The 16,449-nt window shown below is 42.0% G+C and carries 17 protein-coding genes; 10 read left to right on the forward strand and 7 right to left on the reverse strand.

Translation table 11 applies throughout. The annotated features are described in order from the left end of the window. The first annotated feature begins 2 nt into the window (after positions 1-2). Positions 3-971 carry a hypothetical protein gene (locus tag A3775_RS18650; protein WP_066426212.1) on the forward strand — a complete coding sequence of 323 codons (969 nt, stop codon included), beginning with the start codon at positions 3-5 and terminating at the stop codon, positions 969-971. A gap of 252 nt (positions 972-1,223) precedes the next feature. Here A3775_RS18650 and A3775_RS18655 read toward each other — a convergent pair whose 3' ends face one another. After that, complete coding sequence (locus A3775_RS18655) at positions 1,224-1,697, reverse strand: MEKHLA domain-containing protein (protein ID WP_066426214.1); 474 nt, start codon at positions 1,695-1,697, stop codon at positions 1,224-1,226. Between the two features lie 121 nt (positions 1,698-1,818). Here A3775_RS18655 and A3775_RS18660 point away from each other — a divergent pair, with 121 nt between their 5' ends. Genes A3775_RS18660 through A3775_RS18675 form a run of 4 tightly spaced genes read left to right on the forward strand, consistent with a single transcriptional unit; the run spans position 1,819 to position 3,971 of the window. Beyond that, entirely contained in the window at positions 1,819-2,436 is a 618-nt protein-coding gene (locus A3775_RS18660; RefSeq protein ID WP_066375720.1) for a hypothetical protein, read from the forward strand. A gap of 49 nt (positions 2,437-2,485) precedes the next feature. Continuing rightward, positions 2,486-3,325 carry an urease accessory protein UreD gene (locus A3775_RS18665; protein ID WP_066426216.1) on the forward strand — a complete coding sequence of 280 codons (840 nt, stop codon included), beginning with the start codon at positions 2,486-2,488 and terminating at the stop codon, positions 3,323-3,325. A gap of 24 nt (positions 3,326-3,349) precedes the next feature. After that, positions 3,350-3,652: an urease subunit gamma gene (gene ureA / locus A3775_RS18670; RefSeq protein WP_066375725.1), complete on the forward strand. Its 303-nt coding sequence runs from the start codon at positions 3,350-3,352 to the stop codon at positions 3,650-3,652. A gap of 10 nt (positions 3,653-3,662) precedes the next feature. Beyond that, positions 3,663-3,971, forward strand: coding sequence for an urease subunit beta (locus A3775_RS18675; RefSeq protein ID WP_066375727.1), 309 nt, complete (start codon positions 3,663-3,665; stop codon positions 3,969-3,971). Positions 3,972-4,010: 39 nt separating this feature from the next. Here A3775_RS18675 and A3775_RS18680 read toward each other — a convergent pair whose 3' ends face one another. Next, a complete protein-coding gene (locus tag A3775_RS18680) occupies positions 4,011-4,388 on the reverse strand; it encodes a GxxExxY protein (RefSeq protein ID WP_066375728.1) in 378 nt (125 codons plus the stop codon). 78 nt (positions 4,389-4,466) lie between these two features. On the opposite strand from A3775_RS18680, the gene ureC reads away from it, so the two are divergent. The 4 genes from ureC (at position 4,467) to A3775_RS18700 (ending at position 9,359) form a co-directional block, all read left to right on the forward strand. Continuing rightward, entirely contained in the window at positions 4,467-6,173 is a 1,707-nt protein-coding gene (gene ureC / locus A3775_RS18685; protein ID WP_066426218.1) for an urease subunit alpha, read from the forward strand. Positions 6,174-6,226: 53 nt separating this feature from the next. Further along, positions 6,227-6,400 (forward strand): hypothetical protein, encoded by a 174-nt coding sequence (locus A3775_RS24755; RefSeq protein ID WP_197480193.1) that lies wholly within the window; start codon positions 6,227-6,229, stop codon positions 6,398-6,400. 322 nt (positions 6,401-6,722) lie between these two features. Next, positions 6,723-7,868 carry a hybrid sensor histidine kinase/response regulator gene (locus tag A3775_RS18695; RefSeq protein WP_066426222.1) on the forward strand — a complete coding sequence of 382 codons (1,146 nt, stop codon included), beginning with the start codon at positions 6,723-6,725 and terminating at the stop codon, positions 7,866-7,868. A gap of 108 nt (positions 7,869-7,976) precedes the next feature. Next, the gene (locus tag A3775_RS18700; protein ID WP_066426223.1) at positions 7,977-9,359 is read left to right on the forward strand and encodes an aldehyde dehydrogenase; all 1,383 of its coding nucleotides are present in this window, start codon (positions 7,977-7,979) and stop codon (positions 9,357-9,359) included. Between the two features lie 120 nt (positions 9,360-9,479). On the opposite strand, the gene A3775_RS18705 is transcribed toward A3775_RS18700, so the two are convergent. The 3 genes from A3775_RS18705 to A3775_RS18715 all read right to left on the reverse strand — a co-directional run bounded on the left by A3775_RS18705 (position 9,480) and on the right by A3775_RS18715 (position 11,348). After that, positions 9,480-10,073 carry a sulfite oxidase-like oxidoreductase gene (locus tag A3775_RS18705; protein ID WP_066375740.1) on the reverse strand — a complete coding sequence of 198 codons (594 nt, stop codon included), beginning with the start codon at positions 10,071-10,073 and terminating at the stop codon, positions 9,480-9,482. Between the two features lie 349 nt (positions 10,074-10,422). Continuing rightward, the gene (gene rpmF / locus A3775_RS18710; protein ID WP_066375742.1) at positions 10,423-10,596 is read right to left on the reverse strand and encodes a 50S ribosomal protein L32; all 174 of its coding nucleotides are present in this window, start codon (positions 10,594-10,596) and stop codon (positions 10,423-10,425) included. Positions 10,597-10,805: 209 nt separating this feature from the next. After that, positions 10,806-11,348, reverse strand: a complete 543-nt coding sequence (locus A3775_RS18715; protein WP_066426225.1) for a hypothetical protein — start codon at positions 11,346-11,348, stop codon at positions 10,806-10,808. 195 nt (positions 11,349-11,543) lie between these two features. On the opposite strand from A3775_RS18715, the gene A3775_RS18720 reads away from it, so the two are divergent. Beyond that, positions 11,544-13,499: a caspase family protein gene (locus A3775_RS18720; RefSeq protein WP_066426227.1), complete on the forward strand. Its 1,956-nt coding sequence runs from the start codon at positions 11,544-11,546 to the stop codon at positions 13,497-13,499. A gap of 43 nt (positions 13,500-13,542) precedes the next feature. On the opposite strand, the gene A3775_RS18725 is transcribed toward A3775_RS18720, so the two are convergent. Continuing rightward, a complete protein-coding gene (locus A3775_RS18725) occupies positions 13,543-13,920 on the reverse strand; it encodes a Mo-dependent nitrogenase C-terminal domain-containing protein (RefSeq protein WP_066375747.1) in 378 nt (125 codons plus the stop codon). Between the two features lie 547 nt (positions 13,921-14,467). Further along, the gene (locus A3775_RS18730; protein WP_066375750.1) at positions 14,468-16,237 is read right to left on the reverse strand and encodes a ribonuclease J; all 1,770 of its coding nucleotides are present in this window, start codon (positions 16,235-16,237) and stop codon (positions 14,468-14,470) included. Positions 16,238-16,449: the final 212 nt, after the last annotated feature.

Raw genomic sequence — 16,449 nt, forward strand, 5'->3', positions numbered from 1 at the left:
TTATGGATATTTACATTCAAAGTAGAGGAATATCTCAGGATTACTTCTGGTTAAAAATCGGTGTTCATGAGAATGAGGACATCCGAAAAAATCCGCCTATTCCTCCTCGTGAATTTACGGATTTAATAGATACTGATGCTCATTCACTTGTTTTAGGTCGTTCTCAAGGTAAACTAATCTTACTTGTAACTGGGTTGAAAACCAGTGAACGTGCAGACAACCGTAACCGCCCCATTCGTAATTCTGTAGCCTGGGTAGGTGATGCTTCAGATGAAGCAATTATCAAATCTCTCACGGTGCAAGCATTGAGAGATGAGTTACAACAAATAATAGACAAGGCTGTAAAATCTGGAGGAGAGAATGGTTTTATAGTTTTGCCAAACGAGCGAGAAAACTTCAAGCCAAATGCTATTAATCAGGGTAAATCACCTGCTGACTCCACAGCTAAATTTGAGGAATTATCACCAGAAAATCAAGAAAAATTAGCCAGGGAACTGGAACAAATTACAGCTTTCCCAAAACAGAAACTTTTGGTAGTTGTTACAGGAATTAGAAAAAACAGCGATTTGGAAGCTGCTGGAGTATGGCGTGGTTTATCAAGCTTAATTGACAAACATGGAACTTCAGAAACTAAACAAAGCAGGGAAACTGAGAAATCAAACCCAATAGCTCCTTTAAGTAGTTTTTTCAACAATTCTAACGTAGTGCTGTCCTTGAAAATTTCTTTCTTGATAGCATTTATCCTGTCTTTAGTTTTAGGTGTTTTTCTATTCCAACAATGGAAACTACAAAATCAAGAAACTGAAAACATCAAATCTCAAATTGATATTTTACAGAAGCAGCAACAAGAAATAGATGAGCAAATACAGGAGTTACAGCGTCAACGTCAAGAAATAGACAAGCAAATTGAGAAATTAGAATTGCTGATTGGAGAAAAACATACTTTTAGAATTTCGTTAAAACCACTTTAACGAGTTGCGAAAGCCAAAATTAATGTCATAGTCAGCAAAACTTCCGTCTATACTAAAAGTATGAATTGTTTCAGAAAGTTTGTGCTGATTTTTCACGGGATCTGGAAAACCCCTCTCCAAACCTCTCCCCTGCAAGGAGAGAGGCTTTGATTTTTCGCCCTTCCCTAGTAGGGAAGGGGGTTAGGGAGTTAGGTTTCAAGTTGGGTTTTCCACATAACGTGAACAGTCAGAAACTTTGTGAAACAATGGTCATCAAAGAAATGTACATTTAGTGTAGACTGCGGCTTGTCCGCAATATTGATGTTGCTCATCCAAAAGATTCCACAGAATACCGTCTTGGATATGAAAACGCTTACCAGTGCTAGTGATTCGCACACCAGAGAAATAACTAAAACCTTGAGTTGCGGCTTCTGCTAACAGGCGATCGCGTTCTTGTTGTACTATCTCTTCAGCAGTTTTACGCGAAGCCATTTTAGTAAACTCTTCCCAAGATAACCCCCATAATTCCAAAGCTTTCAGATTTCCGTAATTAAAAATTGGATCTGGTTCAATCCCATGAGAAACTAATACAAATGGGGCTGTAAATAATTGCTGCGCCACTTCCTCTAGTGAACCATTCACATCTAGTAATGACTTCCCCAACCAATGCTGAAAACTTTTCATCAAGCGTTGACTGTGGAGAATAATTGCTGGTTGCTGCCAAGGAAATTCCATCAAATTATTCATATAAGATTCACTATAATATCAAGTAATATTTTACTATATAGCATTTTCTAATATAATAATGTAAAAATTTATCTGCGTACATCTGCGTCCATCTGCGTTCAATTCTAATTAACAAATTATGATGTGGTTTAGCAATTCTTTAGAAAATCAACTCAACCATTGGAACAAAGTTATCAACCAACAACCAGACAACCCTAACGCTTACGTTAGACGAGGGATGGTGAAATTTCAGCTAGCTCAAATTGATGAATCTATTCAAGATTTTGACAAAGCCGAACAGTTAGATAATCGGATTAAACCTTATCTTTGGCAACGAGGGTTATCATACTATTATGCTGAAAGATTTGCAGAAGGCGCACAACAATTTGAGATAGATTTAACAGTCAACTCTCAAGATGTAGAAGAGACAGTATGGCGTTATCTGTGTATGGCGCGGTTGGTGGGTGTAGAAGAGGCGCGAAATTCTCTATTAACAGTGAAGAATGATCCGCGTGAGATAATGCGGTGTGTATATCATTTGTATGCCGGAGATTGTACCACAGATGATGTTTTAAAAGTGGGAAAATCAGGAGGGGAACGCAGCAATTTTTACGCCCATCTTTATCTAGGATTATATTACGAAGCCGAGAATAACCAAGAGTTAGCCAAAGATTATCTAGTCAAGGCGGCAGATAATTATAAACTTGATGATTATATGTGGTATTTGGCGCAAGTACATAAAAAATTGCGAAGTTGGTAATAATTAAAAAACAATCATCATAAATATTTACTCTTATTTACTTTAGATAATGACCGCTAATTTACATACGGAAAAAGGTTGGCATGGCAAACTAAATTTAGTGTATGCTAATCGCCAGGATGCAACCGAGTTAATTTACAATCACCAGCAAGCACCGCTAAAAGTGCAACGTCCGTTTTATCCAGAAGGTGAGAAAGTCTGTCATAGTGTGATTTTACACACGGCTGGGGGAGTAGTGGGAGGCGATCGCCTGTCTACTAACATCCACCTCCAACCCCATACCCACGCCTTAATCACCACAGCCGCCGCCGGGAAAATATACCGTAGTAATGGCTTCCAGGCGAAACAAACCATAGATATACAAATAGATGCAGGTGCTTGTTTAGAATGGCTACCGCAAGAAACAATATTATTTAACGGTGCAAATTATCGGCAAGATTTACGGGTAGAATTAGCAACCGGAGCGAATTTTATAGGCTGGGAAATTACCAGATTTGGACGCAGTGCTAGAGGAGAGAAATTTTTACAAGGAGAATGGCGATCGCACACCGAAATTTGGCAACAAGACGCACCCCTATGGATAGATCGCCAATACCTACCCGGTAACGAAACCGTTTTTCATAGTTCTCACGGCTTATCATCTCAACCAATAGCGGGTAACTTCCTATACGTAGGTAGTCAAGTTTCCACAGAAACCATCGAAAAGTCACGTAACCTATGGCTAGGTATAGGAGAAACTGGAGTTACCCGCTTAGAAAATGGATTTTTATGTCGATATCGTGGTAATTCCACATCAGAGGTGAGAAACTGGTTTACAACCGTGTGGCAAATGCTACGAGTTGATAATTTCCGTCGTAGTCATTGCATACCCAGAGTGTGGCAAGTGTAAGCAAACGCAAAGGAGGAAAACAGAATGCAACTCACGCCACAAGAAAAAGATAAACTATTAATTTTTACAGCCGCCTTATTAGCAGAAAGGCGGAAAGATAGAGGCTTAAAACTAAATTATCCCGAAGCAGTGGCTTATATTTCTGCTGCAATTTTAGAAGGTGCGAGAGATGGACGCACCGTAGCAGATTTGATGAGTTATGGCACAACCTTATTAACCAAAGATGATGTCATGGAAGGCGTAGCGGAAATGGTGCATGAAGTCCAGATAGAAGCAACCTTTCCTGATGGGACAAAATTAGTCACAGTACATAATCCAATTCGTTAAATTTAAAATTATGATTCCAGGGGAAATAATTACACCAGATGGTGAAATAGAATTAAACGCAGGTCGTCCAACTGTGAAATTAATAGTAGCAAATACAGGAGATAGACCGATTCAAGTCGGTTCACATTTTCATTTTTATGAAGTGAATAACGCCCTGAATTTTGATAGAGAACAAGCGTTAGGAATGCGGTTAGATATTCCAGCCGGGACAGCAGTTAGGTTTGAACCGGGGGATGAAAAGGAGGTTACTTTAGTACCTTTAGTTGGTAGTCGTCAGGTTTATGGATTTAATGGCAAGGTTAATGGAGTATTATTTTAACGCAAAGGGGCGCGGAGGTAAACGCAGAGGTACGCGGAGTTAGAGGTTATTGGCTACGCGTTTGATACCTTCTTTGAGGTGGAGGACGTTAAAGTTGAGGAGGAGTCCGAGTTTACAGTGGGTGAGTTTGAGGTAAGTGAGAAGTTGTACTGAGTGAATGGGTTGGAGAGATTCCACAGATTTGACTTCAATAATTACTTTATTTTCGACAATCAAATCCAAGCGATAAACACAATCCAATTGTACCTGCTGATACACCAGAGGTAAAGAAACTTGTCTCCCAACCTGAAACCCCTGCTGCCGCAACTCATAATCTAAACACTCCTCATAAGCCGACTCCAACAACCCAGGCCCTAAAGCCGTATGCACCCTCATCCCACACCCAATAATCATCCTACTCAAATCATTCTCATCCATACTTTGCGCCCCTTTGCGTTTCCCTCCGCGCCCCTTTGCGTTTAAACACAATTCTATCCTCACTCCCAAAACTATAATATGCCCTACGAAATGTCAAGACGCGCCTACGCGGAAACCTATGGCCCCACAGTAGGCGATCGCATCCGACTAGCCGACACAGAACTATTCATAGAAGTAGAACAAGACTTCACCACCTACGGCGACGAAGTAAAATTCGGTGGTGGGAAAGTCATCCGTGATGGCATGGGACAATCCCCCATATCTAACGCTGATGGTGCAGTAGATTTAGTAATTACTAATGCTTTAATTCTCGATTGGTGGGGAATTGTCAAAGCAGATATCGGCATTAAAGACGGTAAAATATTCAAAATCGGGAAAGCTGGTAATCCTTATATTCAAGACAATATAGATATTATTATCGGCCCTGGAACAGAAGCCTTAGCCGGGGAAGGAATGATTCTGACGGCTGGTGGTATTGATAGCCATATTCATTTTATCTGTCCCCAACAAATTGAAGTTGCGATCGCCTCTGGAATTACTACTATGATTGGCGGTGGTACAGGGCCAGCCACAGGTACAAATGCTACTACCTGCACCCCTGGCCCCTGGAATATCTACCGAATGTTACAAGCGGCTGATGCTTTCCCGATGAATTTAGGCTTTTTGGGCAAAGGAAACGCCAGCCAACCCCAAGGCTTAGTAGAACAAGTTTTAGCTGGTGTAATTGGGTTGAAGCTACATGAAGACTGGGGGACTACTCCCGCCGCCATTGATACCTGTCTGAGTGTTGCTGATGACTATGATATTCAAGTAGCGATTCATACCGACACCCTCAACGAAGCCGGTTTTGTCGAAGATACCATCGCCGCCTTTAAAAATCGCGTCATCCACACCTACCACACCGAAGGCGCAGGTGGGGGACACGCACCAGACATTATCAAAGTCTGCGGTGAAGCGAATGTTCTCCCATCTTCTACTAATCCTACCCGTCCTTACACCGTCAACACCCTAGACGAACACCTAGATATGTTGATGGTATGTCATCACCTCGACCCCAGCATCCCCGAAGATGTCGCCTTTGCTGAATCTCGCATCCGTCGGGAAACTATCGCCGCCGAAGATATTCTCCACGACTTAGGCGCGTTTAGTATAATTTCCTCCGATTCCCAAGCAATGGGGCGAGTAGGAGAAGTAATAATTCGTACTTGGCAGACAGCCCATAAAATGAAAGTACAACGGGGAAGTCTTGCTGGAGATGGTCTGGCGGATAATTTGCGAGCTAAAAGATATGTGTCTAAATACACAATTAACCCAGCAATTACACATGGTATTGCTGAGTATGTGGGTTCTGTCGAGGAAGGTAAACTTGCAGATTTATGCTTGTGGCGACCAGCATTTTTTGGTGTGAAACCAGAGATAGTGATTAAAGGTGGAATGATAGCATGGTCACAAATGGGAGACGCTAACGCCAGTATTCCCACACCCCAACCTGTGTATATGCGTCCGATGTTTGGCAGTTTTGCCGGTGCGAAACACGCCACATCTTTAACGTTTTTGTCTCAAGCTGCAATAGAAAGAGAAATTCCTAGCCAGTTGGGTTTGAAAAAATCAGCCGTTGCAGTTTCCGGTATACGTCAATTAACTAAACGAGATATGAAGTTAAATGATGCTTTACCGCATATAGAAGTAGATCCTGAAACTTATCAAGTCAAAGCCGATGGGGAATTGTTGACTTGTGAACCCGCTACAGTTTTACCAATGGCGCAAAGATACTTTTTGTTTTAGTCTGGTTTGTAGTAGGGGTGGGTTGACAGATATGATTAATGATCAACAAGGATATGAGTGAACCCGCCCCTACTTTAGCACTGAGTTTTAAAACGGAAGTCAGGAGTTACGAGGAGGTACAGAGAATGCGGTACGTCACCAGTATTGAACGCCTAGCAAAAGAAGAAGGAATTGTTGAAACTGCTAGAGAAAGTGTCCTTGAGGTGTTAGAAACAAGATTTGGATAAGTACCAACTTCTATTGTTGAAGCCATCAATGGCATTAATCAGCCATCCTTGCTGAAGACACTACTTAAAAGTGCGATCGCTATTCCCTCAACTACAGAATTTCAACACCTATTAGATAATCTCACGTCTGGAGAATAAGCGATCGCTATGATCTCCACCGTAAAACTTTACAAATATTTAGATAATATGGCTTGACATCTCAAGATTAATTAAAAATTCAATTGCCAGATTGTGTATAGAGGGATATCCTACTCTACGGGAGATACTGTTGCACTCACACGCTCCCGGAAAAGCTTAGTTATAAAATATACCTCCGTATCACATGAGTTTACAAACTTCTCACTCTGGCAACATTCTCGTGGTTGACGACTCTCCAGATAATGTTTTCCTCATTCAAACCATTTTGGAAGGAGAAGGTTACACGGTTTACACCGCAGAGAATGGCTTTTTAGCACTAGAGCAACTACAAGCATATCCCTGCGATTTGGTGTTACTGGATTTAATGATGCCAGGAATGGATGGTTATGAAGTAACTCGGCGCATTCGTGGGGAGATGCAACTACAGCAATATATCCCGATTCTGCTAATTACTGCCCATGATGCTCCAAATGTAGCACAGGGGTTAGACTTAGGTGCTGATGATTTTATCCGCAAACCTGTGACAATGGATGAATTACTGGCGCGGGTGCGATCGCTTTTACGTTTAAAGTTCATTATGGATGAACGTGATGAAATAGCCCGTCAGCGTGAAGATTTTGTCTCGCGTCTCACCCATGACTTACGTACTCCCCTGGTAGCGGCTGATAGGATGCTGTCACTACTTCAGCAAGGTGCTTTGGGAGATTTATCACCCCAAATGCAGGAAGTCATCACTATCATGGCACGCAGCAATATCAACCTGCTAACTATGGTGAATACCTTATTAGAAGTTTATCGCTTTGAAGCCGGGCGGAAAACCTTAGCGTTTCAACCTGTGAATATAAACCAATTATTACATGAAGTAGTTGGGGAACTCTCACCCCTAGCCCAAGCAAAAAGCCTACCGATTCATCTAGATTGTGGCGAACCATCAAACACCAGCATTGTAACAGGCGATCGCTTAGAATTACATCGTCTGTTTACTAATCTGATCAGTAACGCCATCAAATTTACTGAATCCGGCTCAGTTAATATCCGTTGCCAAAATCAGATTTTGAATCAACAGAAACACAATCCTGAGTCTAATTTCCCTGACAATATTGGCGAATACATCACTGTGGAAATAGCAGATACAGGCGCAGGTATTCCCCCAGAAGAACAAGCAACTTTATTTGAAAGATTCCGTCAAGGTAATCATAAAATTTCTGGCAGTGGTTTAGGGCTTTACCTATCACGTCGCATAGTCGAAGCCCATCAAGGAAATATTCAAGTAAATTCTGAATTAGGTAAAGGTAGTGTATTTACTGTTAGCTTACCTCTCCAAAAGTAAATGAGATGATTTACTGATGATTTATCTAAACCTCATCTTTTAGTGTAGATTATAAATATTATTTTTAACTTTTTCTCAGCTTAAAACAAATTCTGCATGAGGATAAATATGTTGACAGGAGAATTGTCCAAAATTCAGGATATCATTGCCAAACAGCGCAAATTTTTTCAGACAGGTAAAACCAAAGAAATTGCTTTTCGGCTAGAACAGTTAAAGATGCTCAAGCAATTAGTGCTTGAGAATGAATCAGCAATCATACAAGCACTAAATCAAGATTTACATAAACCTGAATTTGAAACTTATGCTACAGAAATTGGGGGAATAAAAGAAATTAATTATGCGATAAAAAATCTTAAATCTTGGACTCAACCCAAAAAAGCCCCAGTTCCCGCCGATTTTTTCACTTACTCAGCCCGAATTTATCCAGAACCACTCGGAGTTATTTTAATTATTGGCCCTTGGAATTATCCATTTAACTTAATTATCTCACCATTAGTAGGAGCAATAGCCGCCGGAAATTGTGCTATAATAAAACCCTCAGAACTAGCCCCTCATACGTCTAAATTATTAGCCGAGCTTATTAGTAAATATTTCCCCAGTGAATATATTGCCGTAGTAGAGGGAGGGGTAGAAACTAGCCAACAACTACTACAAGAAAAATTTGATCATATCTTCTTTACTGGTGGTACAGCCATCGGTAAAATAGTCATGGAAGCGGCGGCAAAACATTTGACACCAGTTACCCTAGAGTTAGGTGGTAAAAGCCCCTGTATAGTAGATACTGAGATTAACCTCGAACATACAGCCAGACGTATTACTTGGGGAAAATTCATTAATGCTGGACAAACTTGTGTTGCACCTGACTATCTGTTAGTGAATCGAAAAATCAAACCAGATTTAATAACAGCATTGCGAAAAACCATCAAAGAATTTTATGGTGATAACCCAGCGAACAGTCCAGATTTTGCCAGAATTATCAATCAAAAACACTTTACACGCCTATCTCAACTAATCAAACATGGCGAAATTATCATAGGTGGAGACATCAACCCCGAAGAACGTTATATAGCACCGACAATAATTGATCGTGTCTCCTTAACAGATCCCATCATGCAAGAAGAGATTTTCGGGCCGATTTTACCTATAATTGAATACACAGATATTCAAGAAGCGATCGCCTTAATCAATTCTCAACCAAAACCCCTAGCCTTATACCTATTTTCCCACAACAAAAACTTGCAACAGAGCATCTTAAAAGAAACCTCATCAGGTGGCGTATGTCTCAACGACACAATCATGCAAGTAGGCATTTCATCTCTACCATTTGGTGGCGTAGGTAATAGCGGTATTGGTAGCTATCATGGTAAAGCCAGTTTTGACACCTTTTCACATTACAAAAGCGTCTTAAAAAACACCTTCTGGCTAGACTTAAATTGGCGTTACGCTCCTTACAAAGACAAATTATCCTTACTCAAACGCATTATCAAATAACAAAACTCCGCGTTCCTCCGCGTAAACCTCCGCGTACCTCCGCGTTCACAAAACTCAACCCCAACTTGATAGTGCATTACGGCTAATTCTGACATCACCGTAACACACCACTACTCTCAATCACCAACTATATCGTTGTTCCGCCCAAGGTTCACCACGACGATGATAACCATTGCGTTCCCAAAAACCCAACTCTTCCCGTTCCAGAAACTCTAAACCATTAATCCACTTAGCACTTTTCCAAGCGTAGAGATGAGGAACAACTAACCGCATCGGCCCCCCGTGTTCCGTGGGTAGGGGTTCACCATATAATTGAAAAGCGAAAAAATTGTCTTCCCTAACAAAATCCTTCATGGCAATATTAGTAGTGTAACCCCCATAGCAATGTTCCATAACATGGGCTGCTTTGGGTTCTACCTCAATCAGATTCATCAAATCTGTGACTTTAATTCCAGTCCATTTGACATCGAGTTTAGACCAACGGGTGACACAGTGAAAATCTGCTGTAAATTCGTGTTGAGGTAGTGACATAAAATCAGACCATGTAAACACAGCAGGTTTTGCCAAACCCCAAACCCGAAACTCCCATTCTTCTATACTGACTTGGGGAGCAGTACCGTAAGTTAAAACGGGGAACCCGTTAGCTAAGTGCTGCCCTGGGGGAACGCGATCGCGATTTTCCTGACTTGGTTTTTGAAAAAATTTTCCTAGCATATCCGCTAAAAAATCTCTCTTTTCAACAGTTTTGTTGCCTAATCACCAACTCTGAGCGTCCACACTCCACCCAGAAATCAGCAAAATATTAAGTTTGATAAATTATTTTATCCTCAGTTACGGGTAAGTGGTAATGGGTAATAGGTTGAGCCAATTACTCATTACCAATTTTTTCTCATCCCGATTAGCTTTGGTGAACTATCTGTAATTCATAATCCTTTAAAGAAGCTGGGGAATAGGTGATGACATAATAGGGAGAAGTTTGTTAATCCTGTTGCGGCTAACCACATAATGCGGTGGTTATCGCCGCTCAAAACTTCCCATTTATGTTTATCCCTCTGGGAAATGATTATTCTTCTTCGTCCTCTTCTTCAGCAGAAGGATAGACAAATGTAGAGCGTCCAGTCAAAATTGATTTGCCCAAGGACAGAGCTTTTTGAGCTTCAACAGCAGCTTTGCGTCTCCAGGTAGCTCGACGTTTATCGCGTTTAGATTTAGAGGTTTTCTTCTTAGGAACAGCCATGATAGCCGATATCGTAATTCTTGACAACCTTTCTATTCTAAGCGATCAAATGCCTAAGTCAAAAATAAAAAGTTGAAGGGTTTGGGAATGAGGCTGATGGCATGAGACATATATGTAGAGACGTTGCATGCAACGTCTCTACAAGTCTGTTGATGGTTGACTGTTGACTAGGTAAAAGTTCTTCTCCCCCACTCCCGATTCCCTACTCCCTACTCAGTAGGAGTGGCTTGAGGTTCAGGAGGTTGAGTTGGTGGTGTTGTGGTGGGGCTGGTGGTAACTTCTGTTGTGGGATTGAGAGTAGTTTGTGGTTGTTCAAAAAATAGTAGCGATCGCGCAGTTTTAAAATAAGTCGCCCATCTGCGAGGATCGGGACGGGTGCGCCATTGCTGGCGACTGACTTCTAATGATAAAATAGGCGCGATCGCTCCATAACTTTGTACGGATACAATCACAGACACCTCTGTTACTAAAATATCTTGGTCAAAACTCCGTTGAGCTGCGGCTCTGGCTGTTGTTTCTGCTCTGCGTAATACGGCTTCGTAGCCTTCATCTGGTAATCTGTCAATACTCAAATTAACTCTAGCTGTATAAGCTCGCACAATCTGGGGTGAAATCGCCTCTGTCACCATCCATACAGCCACAGGAGAGAAAAGCAAAAATATTAATGGAAATGTCCGGATTTTTTTGTCAAATTGGCTAATAACTGGAAAGGGAATGATCGATGATAGGTGGTGAATACTATTTTTGTTCATAACTTTTTAGTTCCCTGGAGTGGTTCTGTATTGTCAATAGTCTAAGTGTTTTTATTAGGAAAAAAGCCATAAAACATACACAAATTTATTGGTTCAATCAGAACTATTTAGACTATCAGACATAGGTTAGCTTTGTTTTTTCAGCAAAGCCAACCGCAATTTTAGGCAAGCACACAACAACCTACAAAGAGCGGGATGGCAAATTACTGGGCGATCGCGATCGGCATCAATCAATATCAGTTATTCCAACCTTTACTGTGCGCTAAGGCAGATGCGGAAGCGTTAAAGGATTTTTTAGTGGAACAAGCAGGTTTTGTGCCGCAACGTTCCCTACTGATGACTGATACTTCGCCACCAATTGGCGATAGATCAACATATCCTACTAAAGATAATATTTTGCTGTTGGTGGAAGATTTAGCCGCCGCCTGTTGGCAACCACAAGATTACCTATGGTTATTTTTTAGCGGTTATGGGGTGAATTACGAGGGCAGAGATTATTTAATGCCCGTTGATGCTGATCCCAAACAAGTAGCACAGACTGGTATAGAATTGCGCTCGCTCATGCAAAGTCTGCAACTAGCTAACCTGAATGTATTGTTGCTACTTGATATTAACCGCGCTGTTGGCACAATTGATGATATTCCCCTTGGCAAAGAAACCTTAGAATTAGCCAAAGAACTACAACTAGCTACGATTTTGTCCTGTGAACCAGCACAATTTTCCCAAGAAAGTCGCGAATTAGGTCATGGTTTATTCACAGCCGCATTGTTAGCAGCTTTACGTTCTGGTTATGGCAGTAACTTAAAGGATTTACAAAAACACCTCAGCATTATCACCCCAGAATTATCTCAACATTACTGGCGACCTACACAAAACCCAGTAGTAGTTCTCCCCGCTATGCCACCAGCAATGTTACCGCCAGTTGTCACCACAACCAACACTGAAACTATCCCCAGTACAGCCGCACCTCAAGCCACAATTCCCACCACATTAGTACCTTCAGCCGCAGAAGCAATTATTTTTCCCGATGAAAACTTTGCTGTAGCACTGACATCTGCGCCTATATCTGTTCACAATTCGCAGTTTATCAGCAGTTGGGAAGCTGCTCAAAGTGTAGAGACAACAATTAAAGATAAATCCCAGTCGTTATCATTACCAGATTTTCCATTAAATAGCAATTCTGACACCATCACCCCAGCATCAGAAGTCACCCAGCCTTCTCTACCAATTCCACCTGAACCAGAGACGAGTAGCAGGTTCATTCCTAATGCTCCCCCACCTTACATATCACGCCTACCGGAAAATCAAACAGACACCTCAATCTGGAAACAATTTCTCGTTTGGGGTGGAGGTACGATGCTGGTAGTAGCTTTAATTAGTGTACTGCTACTACGCAATCACGCCAGAATGTTGCAACAAGCTCAAAGGCCATCTTCTACATTGCCTGATGCCGGTGATGTTCAAGAGTTGAAAACGCCCTCAAATCCTAACGCAGTCACTAAAGTATCTTCAACAAACCAATCAACAGCCCAAATTGTTAAGATGTCTGAAGCTCAAAAACGCAACCAAGCGTTATTAGACTCAGCACAAAAGTCTCTGAGACAAACTCAAGCTAGTGATCTCAAATTGGCCATCACTAAGGCGCAGAACATCAAACCCGGTGAACCACTATATGAGCAAGCGCAGGAGAAAATTCAGCATTGGAGCCGCATGATTTTAGATTTAGCAGAAGGTAGGGCAAAACAAAGACAATATAATGATGCGATCGCAGCTGCTCAATTAATCCCCAACGACACAGCCATTTATTCCCAAGCGCAAGCAGCAATTACACACTGGCGTTTAGAGGCTAAACAGTATCTTGCCAACATCACCCTTTTAAATGCTGCCAAGGGTTTAATCCAACCAGGACAAGCATCTAGTTATAATCGCGCCATTGAAGTCGCCAAAAAAGTACCACCATCACAACCCGGTTACGATTTGGCACAAACATCAATTACTAAATGGAGCGAAGAAATTTTCAATTTAGCCAAAAGACGCGCCGAGCAAGGACAATACCAGTTGGCTATTGAAACAGCCACCTTAGTTCCCGCCGTCACAGCTGTTTATGAAGATGCTCAAGAAGCCATCCAAAAATGGCAAAATAGTCAATAGTCTCCGGAATGTTGACTATTGACCGTTGACTATTGCTCAATGACTAACAATACTGGGATACATCCTCGCCGCATTCATCAGCCAGGTAGCACAGGGCGCGAAAGCGCAAGCTCACAACTTCTTCATATAAAGGATTGAGCTTGCATAATGGCGGAATGTGAAGCCATGTCTTGCCAAATGCTTTGATGTCTCGTTCAAAAGGACATTGAGAGGGAATCAGTTGACACAAACGGTGAGCAAATTGGCGATCGCGCAGTTCAATACTATCTACCCATCGGCGTAGAGGTTTGAGGAGATCCCTTCTAGCTGGAGAAGTAGAACTTGGCAACGGTTGGGAATCAGTTTTATTTATTTCTGGTTGATTTACCCAAACCCAGCTTGCCAAAAAAATATTTTTTGTGGTATTATCAAATACCTTCATGATTATGCCTCTGTGTTAATGAGGTTATTCACCCTATCGGTGAATATATACAGCTTGAAACTTCCCTAATCGGGAAAAACTTGTCCTGAGCAAGATATAATTGACTTGATCACTACCCACTGAAGTCAGGACACAATTTATTACTACGTCAAGTTAATCGCAATTTTCGCGGAATGGGTAGTGTAGCCATCCAATCTTATTGATAACTTGACACAGTTTAAATTTTAATAAAGCCATCTACCTTTGGACGGGTTTTACGGAAATAGTTACAAAACTTAATATAGAAATTTTTCTCAGGAAAGAATATCAGAGATAGACGCACAAAATCCTATCTTGAAGTCGCAAACATAGGAATAGTGCTATCGAAAAACTGAATATCAAGCAATTTAGACTTTATGGTGCAATTTGGCTGCTCCACCTAGAGTGAGCATTAAGCTCAATCTCACAAAAAAACGCAAAGGCTATCAAACACCTTTGCGTCTTTGCGCCTACCGCAAGCGATTTCGTTTTAGCGGTATGCGTGAGCTTTAAAAAAAGTCTAAATGCCCTACGAAGCCACCTGGGCAGCCGTGCGCGTCCGTCGTCTTCTACCATCAGCAACCTTCACAGGCGGCTCATCGGGAGTTTGCATCAACAAAGTCACAGAAGGCTGACATTGCAATTCTCGACGAATCGAACGGTGCAATTCGCGTTCCAAAGTGCCATGCAAGCCACCCCAATCTACTTCCGGTTGCAAACCTTCACCATTCGCAAACTCTGACCAACGCACGCTGAGAATTTCTTCAAGACGCTGTTGTACCCATTTTTGCAAGAGCGATCGCTCGACACTGGTAACAACACCCCGCAGGTGAATGTCTGGCTTGGCCATCAGTTTACCCTGCCAATCGATAGCGGCGGCAATTGTGACAATTCCTTCCTCCGCCATGCGTTGCCGTTCATGCAACACTTTCGCACTCACCATACCAGAACTCGTAGTATCTACCAACTCGATACCAGATGGTACTTTCCCAATCACGCCAATCGAGTCTTCGGTGAGTTCAATCATATCGCCGTTTTGAATAATCACCATATTCTCGGCGGGAACGCCCATCTTGCGCGCTGTTTCCGAATGTTTCACCAACATCCGATGTTCACCGTGGACTGGTACAAAGAACTTCGGTCTAGTTAAAGCCAGCATCAGCTTTTGGTCTTCCTGACAGCCGTGACCAGAAACGTGAACGCCTTGATCCCGTCCATAGACCACTTTTGCCCCTTGAATCATCAATTTATCGATGGTGTTAACCACCGCAATTGTGTTACCTGGAATCGGGTTGGCAGAGAAAACAACGGTATCGCCTTCACGAATTTTAATATGGGGGTGTTCTTGATTGGCAATCCGGGTCATGGCTGCCATCGGTTCACCCTGGGAACCCGTAGTCAGAATTAACACGTTTTCATCAGGAAGATTACGAACCGTATGTAAAGGTTGGAACAGATTGTCTGCACACTTGATGTAACCTAAATTACGGGCATGGGCAATTAAATTCAGCATGGAACGCCCCACCACTGTCACCACACGGTTATGCTTTTGCGCCAATTGCAAAATCATGTTGATGCGATGGACGCTAGAAGCAAAGGTTGTGACAAACAGTCGTCCTTGGGTTTGACTAAATACTCGGTCAAGGTTGGGATAAACGGCGGATTCGGAAGGTGTAAAACCTGGTACTTCGGAGTTGGTAGAATCACTTAACAAGCAAAGTACACCTTTTTCGCCGTGTTCTGCTAGGCGTTGGATGTCAAATCTTTCGCCATCGACTGGGGTGTGGTCAAATTTAAAATCTCCGGTGTGGATGACGACACCCAAAGGCGTGTGGATGGCAACGGTGAAGCTATCCGCGATTGAGTGGGTGTTGCGGATATATTCCACAAAAAATGATTTGCCGATGCGGACAATATCACGGGGTAGAACTGATCTTAACTCGGTGCGATCGCGTACTCCGGCTTCTTCCAATTTCCCTTCTAGCATTGCCATTGCTAATCTAGGGCCGTAAATCACAGGAATATCAAATTGTTTGAGGTGGAAAGCTATCCCGCCAATATGGTCTTCATGACCGTGGGTGACAACCATCCCTTTAATTTTGTGGCGATTTTCCCGCACATAGGTCATATCTGGGAGGACGATATTTACCCCGTGCATTGCTTCTGTGGGAAATGCCAACCCTGCATCTAATAAGATAATTTCATCATCGTATTCAAAAACGCAGGTGTTTTTACCAATTTCATGCAATCCGCCTAAAGGAATAATTTTTAGGGCGGAGTTCGTTTCGTTTTTAGCCATTTTCTCCTGAGATGTGTTGTTTTTTGGTTGAGACTTAAATTTTTTGAAACTTAATTAACTGGAAATTTGAGTTTTTTTGTAGGAATGAGAACACAGGACTGCTGTCATCAAGCAGCCAAATTTTGGTTAAATGTGCAGTTTTTGGGGCAATAACAAGAACTTTACATAAAGTAATTCATTGTATATCTATAAACTTTTATAACAGGCGTTCT

Origin of the sequence: Anabaena sp. 4-3 (assembly GCF_001597745.1) — a bacterium.
Taxonomy (GTDB): Bacteria; Cyanobacteriota; Cyanobacteriia; order Cyanobacteriales; family Nostocaceae; genus Trichormus.

Coding starts and splice junctions, on each gene's coding strand:
- A3775_RS18650 (WP_066426212.1), top strand. CDS start 3: ATGGATATTTACATTCAAAGTAGAGGAATATCTCAGGATTACTTCTGG.
- A3775_RS18655 (WP_066426214.1), bottom strand. CDS start 1,697: ATGAATAATTTGATGGAATTTCCTTGGCAGCAACCAGCAATTATTCTC.
- A3775_RS18660 (WP_066375720.1), top strand. CDS start 1,819: ATGTGGTTTAGCAATTCTTTAGAAAATCAACTCAACCATTGGAACAAA.
- A3775_RS18665 (WP_066426216.1), top strand. CDS start 2,486: ATGACCGCTAATTTACATACGGAAAAAGGTTGGCATGGCAAACTAAAT.
- ureA (WP_066375725.1), top strand. CDS start 3,350: ATGCAACTCACGCCACAAGAAAAAGATAAACTATTAATTTTTACAGCC.
- A3775_RS18675 (WP_066375727.1), top strand. CDS start 3,663: ATGATTCCAGGGGAAATAATTACACCAGATGGTGAAATAGAATTAAAC.
- A3775_RS18680 (WP_066375728.1), bottom strand. CDS start 4,388: ATGGATGAGAATGATTTGAGTAGGATGATTATTGGGTGTGGGATGAGG.
- ureC (WP_066426218.1), top strand. CDS start 4,467: ATGCCCTACGAAATGTCAAGACGCGCCTACGCGGAAACCTATGGCCCC.
- A3775_RS24755 (WP_197480193.1), top strand. CDS start 6,227: ATGAGTGAACCCGCCCCTACTTTAGCACTGAGTTTTAAAACGGAAGTC.
- A3775_RS18695 (WP_066426222.1), top strand. CDS start 6,723: ATGAGTTTACAAACTTCTCACTCTGGCAACATTCTCGTGGTTGACGAC.
- A3775_RS18700 (WP_066426223.1), top strand. CDS start 7,977: ATGTTGACAGGAGAATTGTCCAAAATTCAGGATATCATTGCCAAACAG.
- A3775_RS18705 (WP_066375740.1), bottom strand. CDS start 10,073: ATGCTAGGAAAATTTTTTCAAAAACCAAGTCAGGAAAATCGCGATCGC.
- rpmF (WP_066375742.1), bottom strand. CDS start 10,596: ATGGCTGTTCCTAAGAAGAAAACCTCTAAATCTAAACGCGATAAACGT.
- A3775_RS18715 (WP_066426225.1), bottom strand. CDS start 11,348: ATGAACAAAAATAGTATTCACCACCTATCATCGATCATTCCCTTTCCA.
- A3775_RS18720 (WP_066426227.1), top strand. CDS start 11,544: ATGGCAAATTACTGGGCGATCGCGATCGGCATCAATCAATATCAGTTA.
- A3775_RS18725 (WP_066375747.1), bottom strand. CDS start 13,920: ATGAAGGTATTTGATAATACCACAAAAAATATTTTTTTGGCAAGCTGG.
- A3775_RS18730 (WP_066375750.1), bottom strand. CDS start 16,237: ATGGCTAAAAACGAAACGAACTCCGCCCTAAAAATTATTCCTTTAGGC.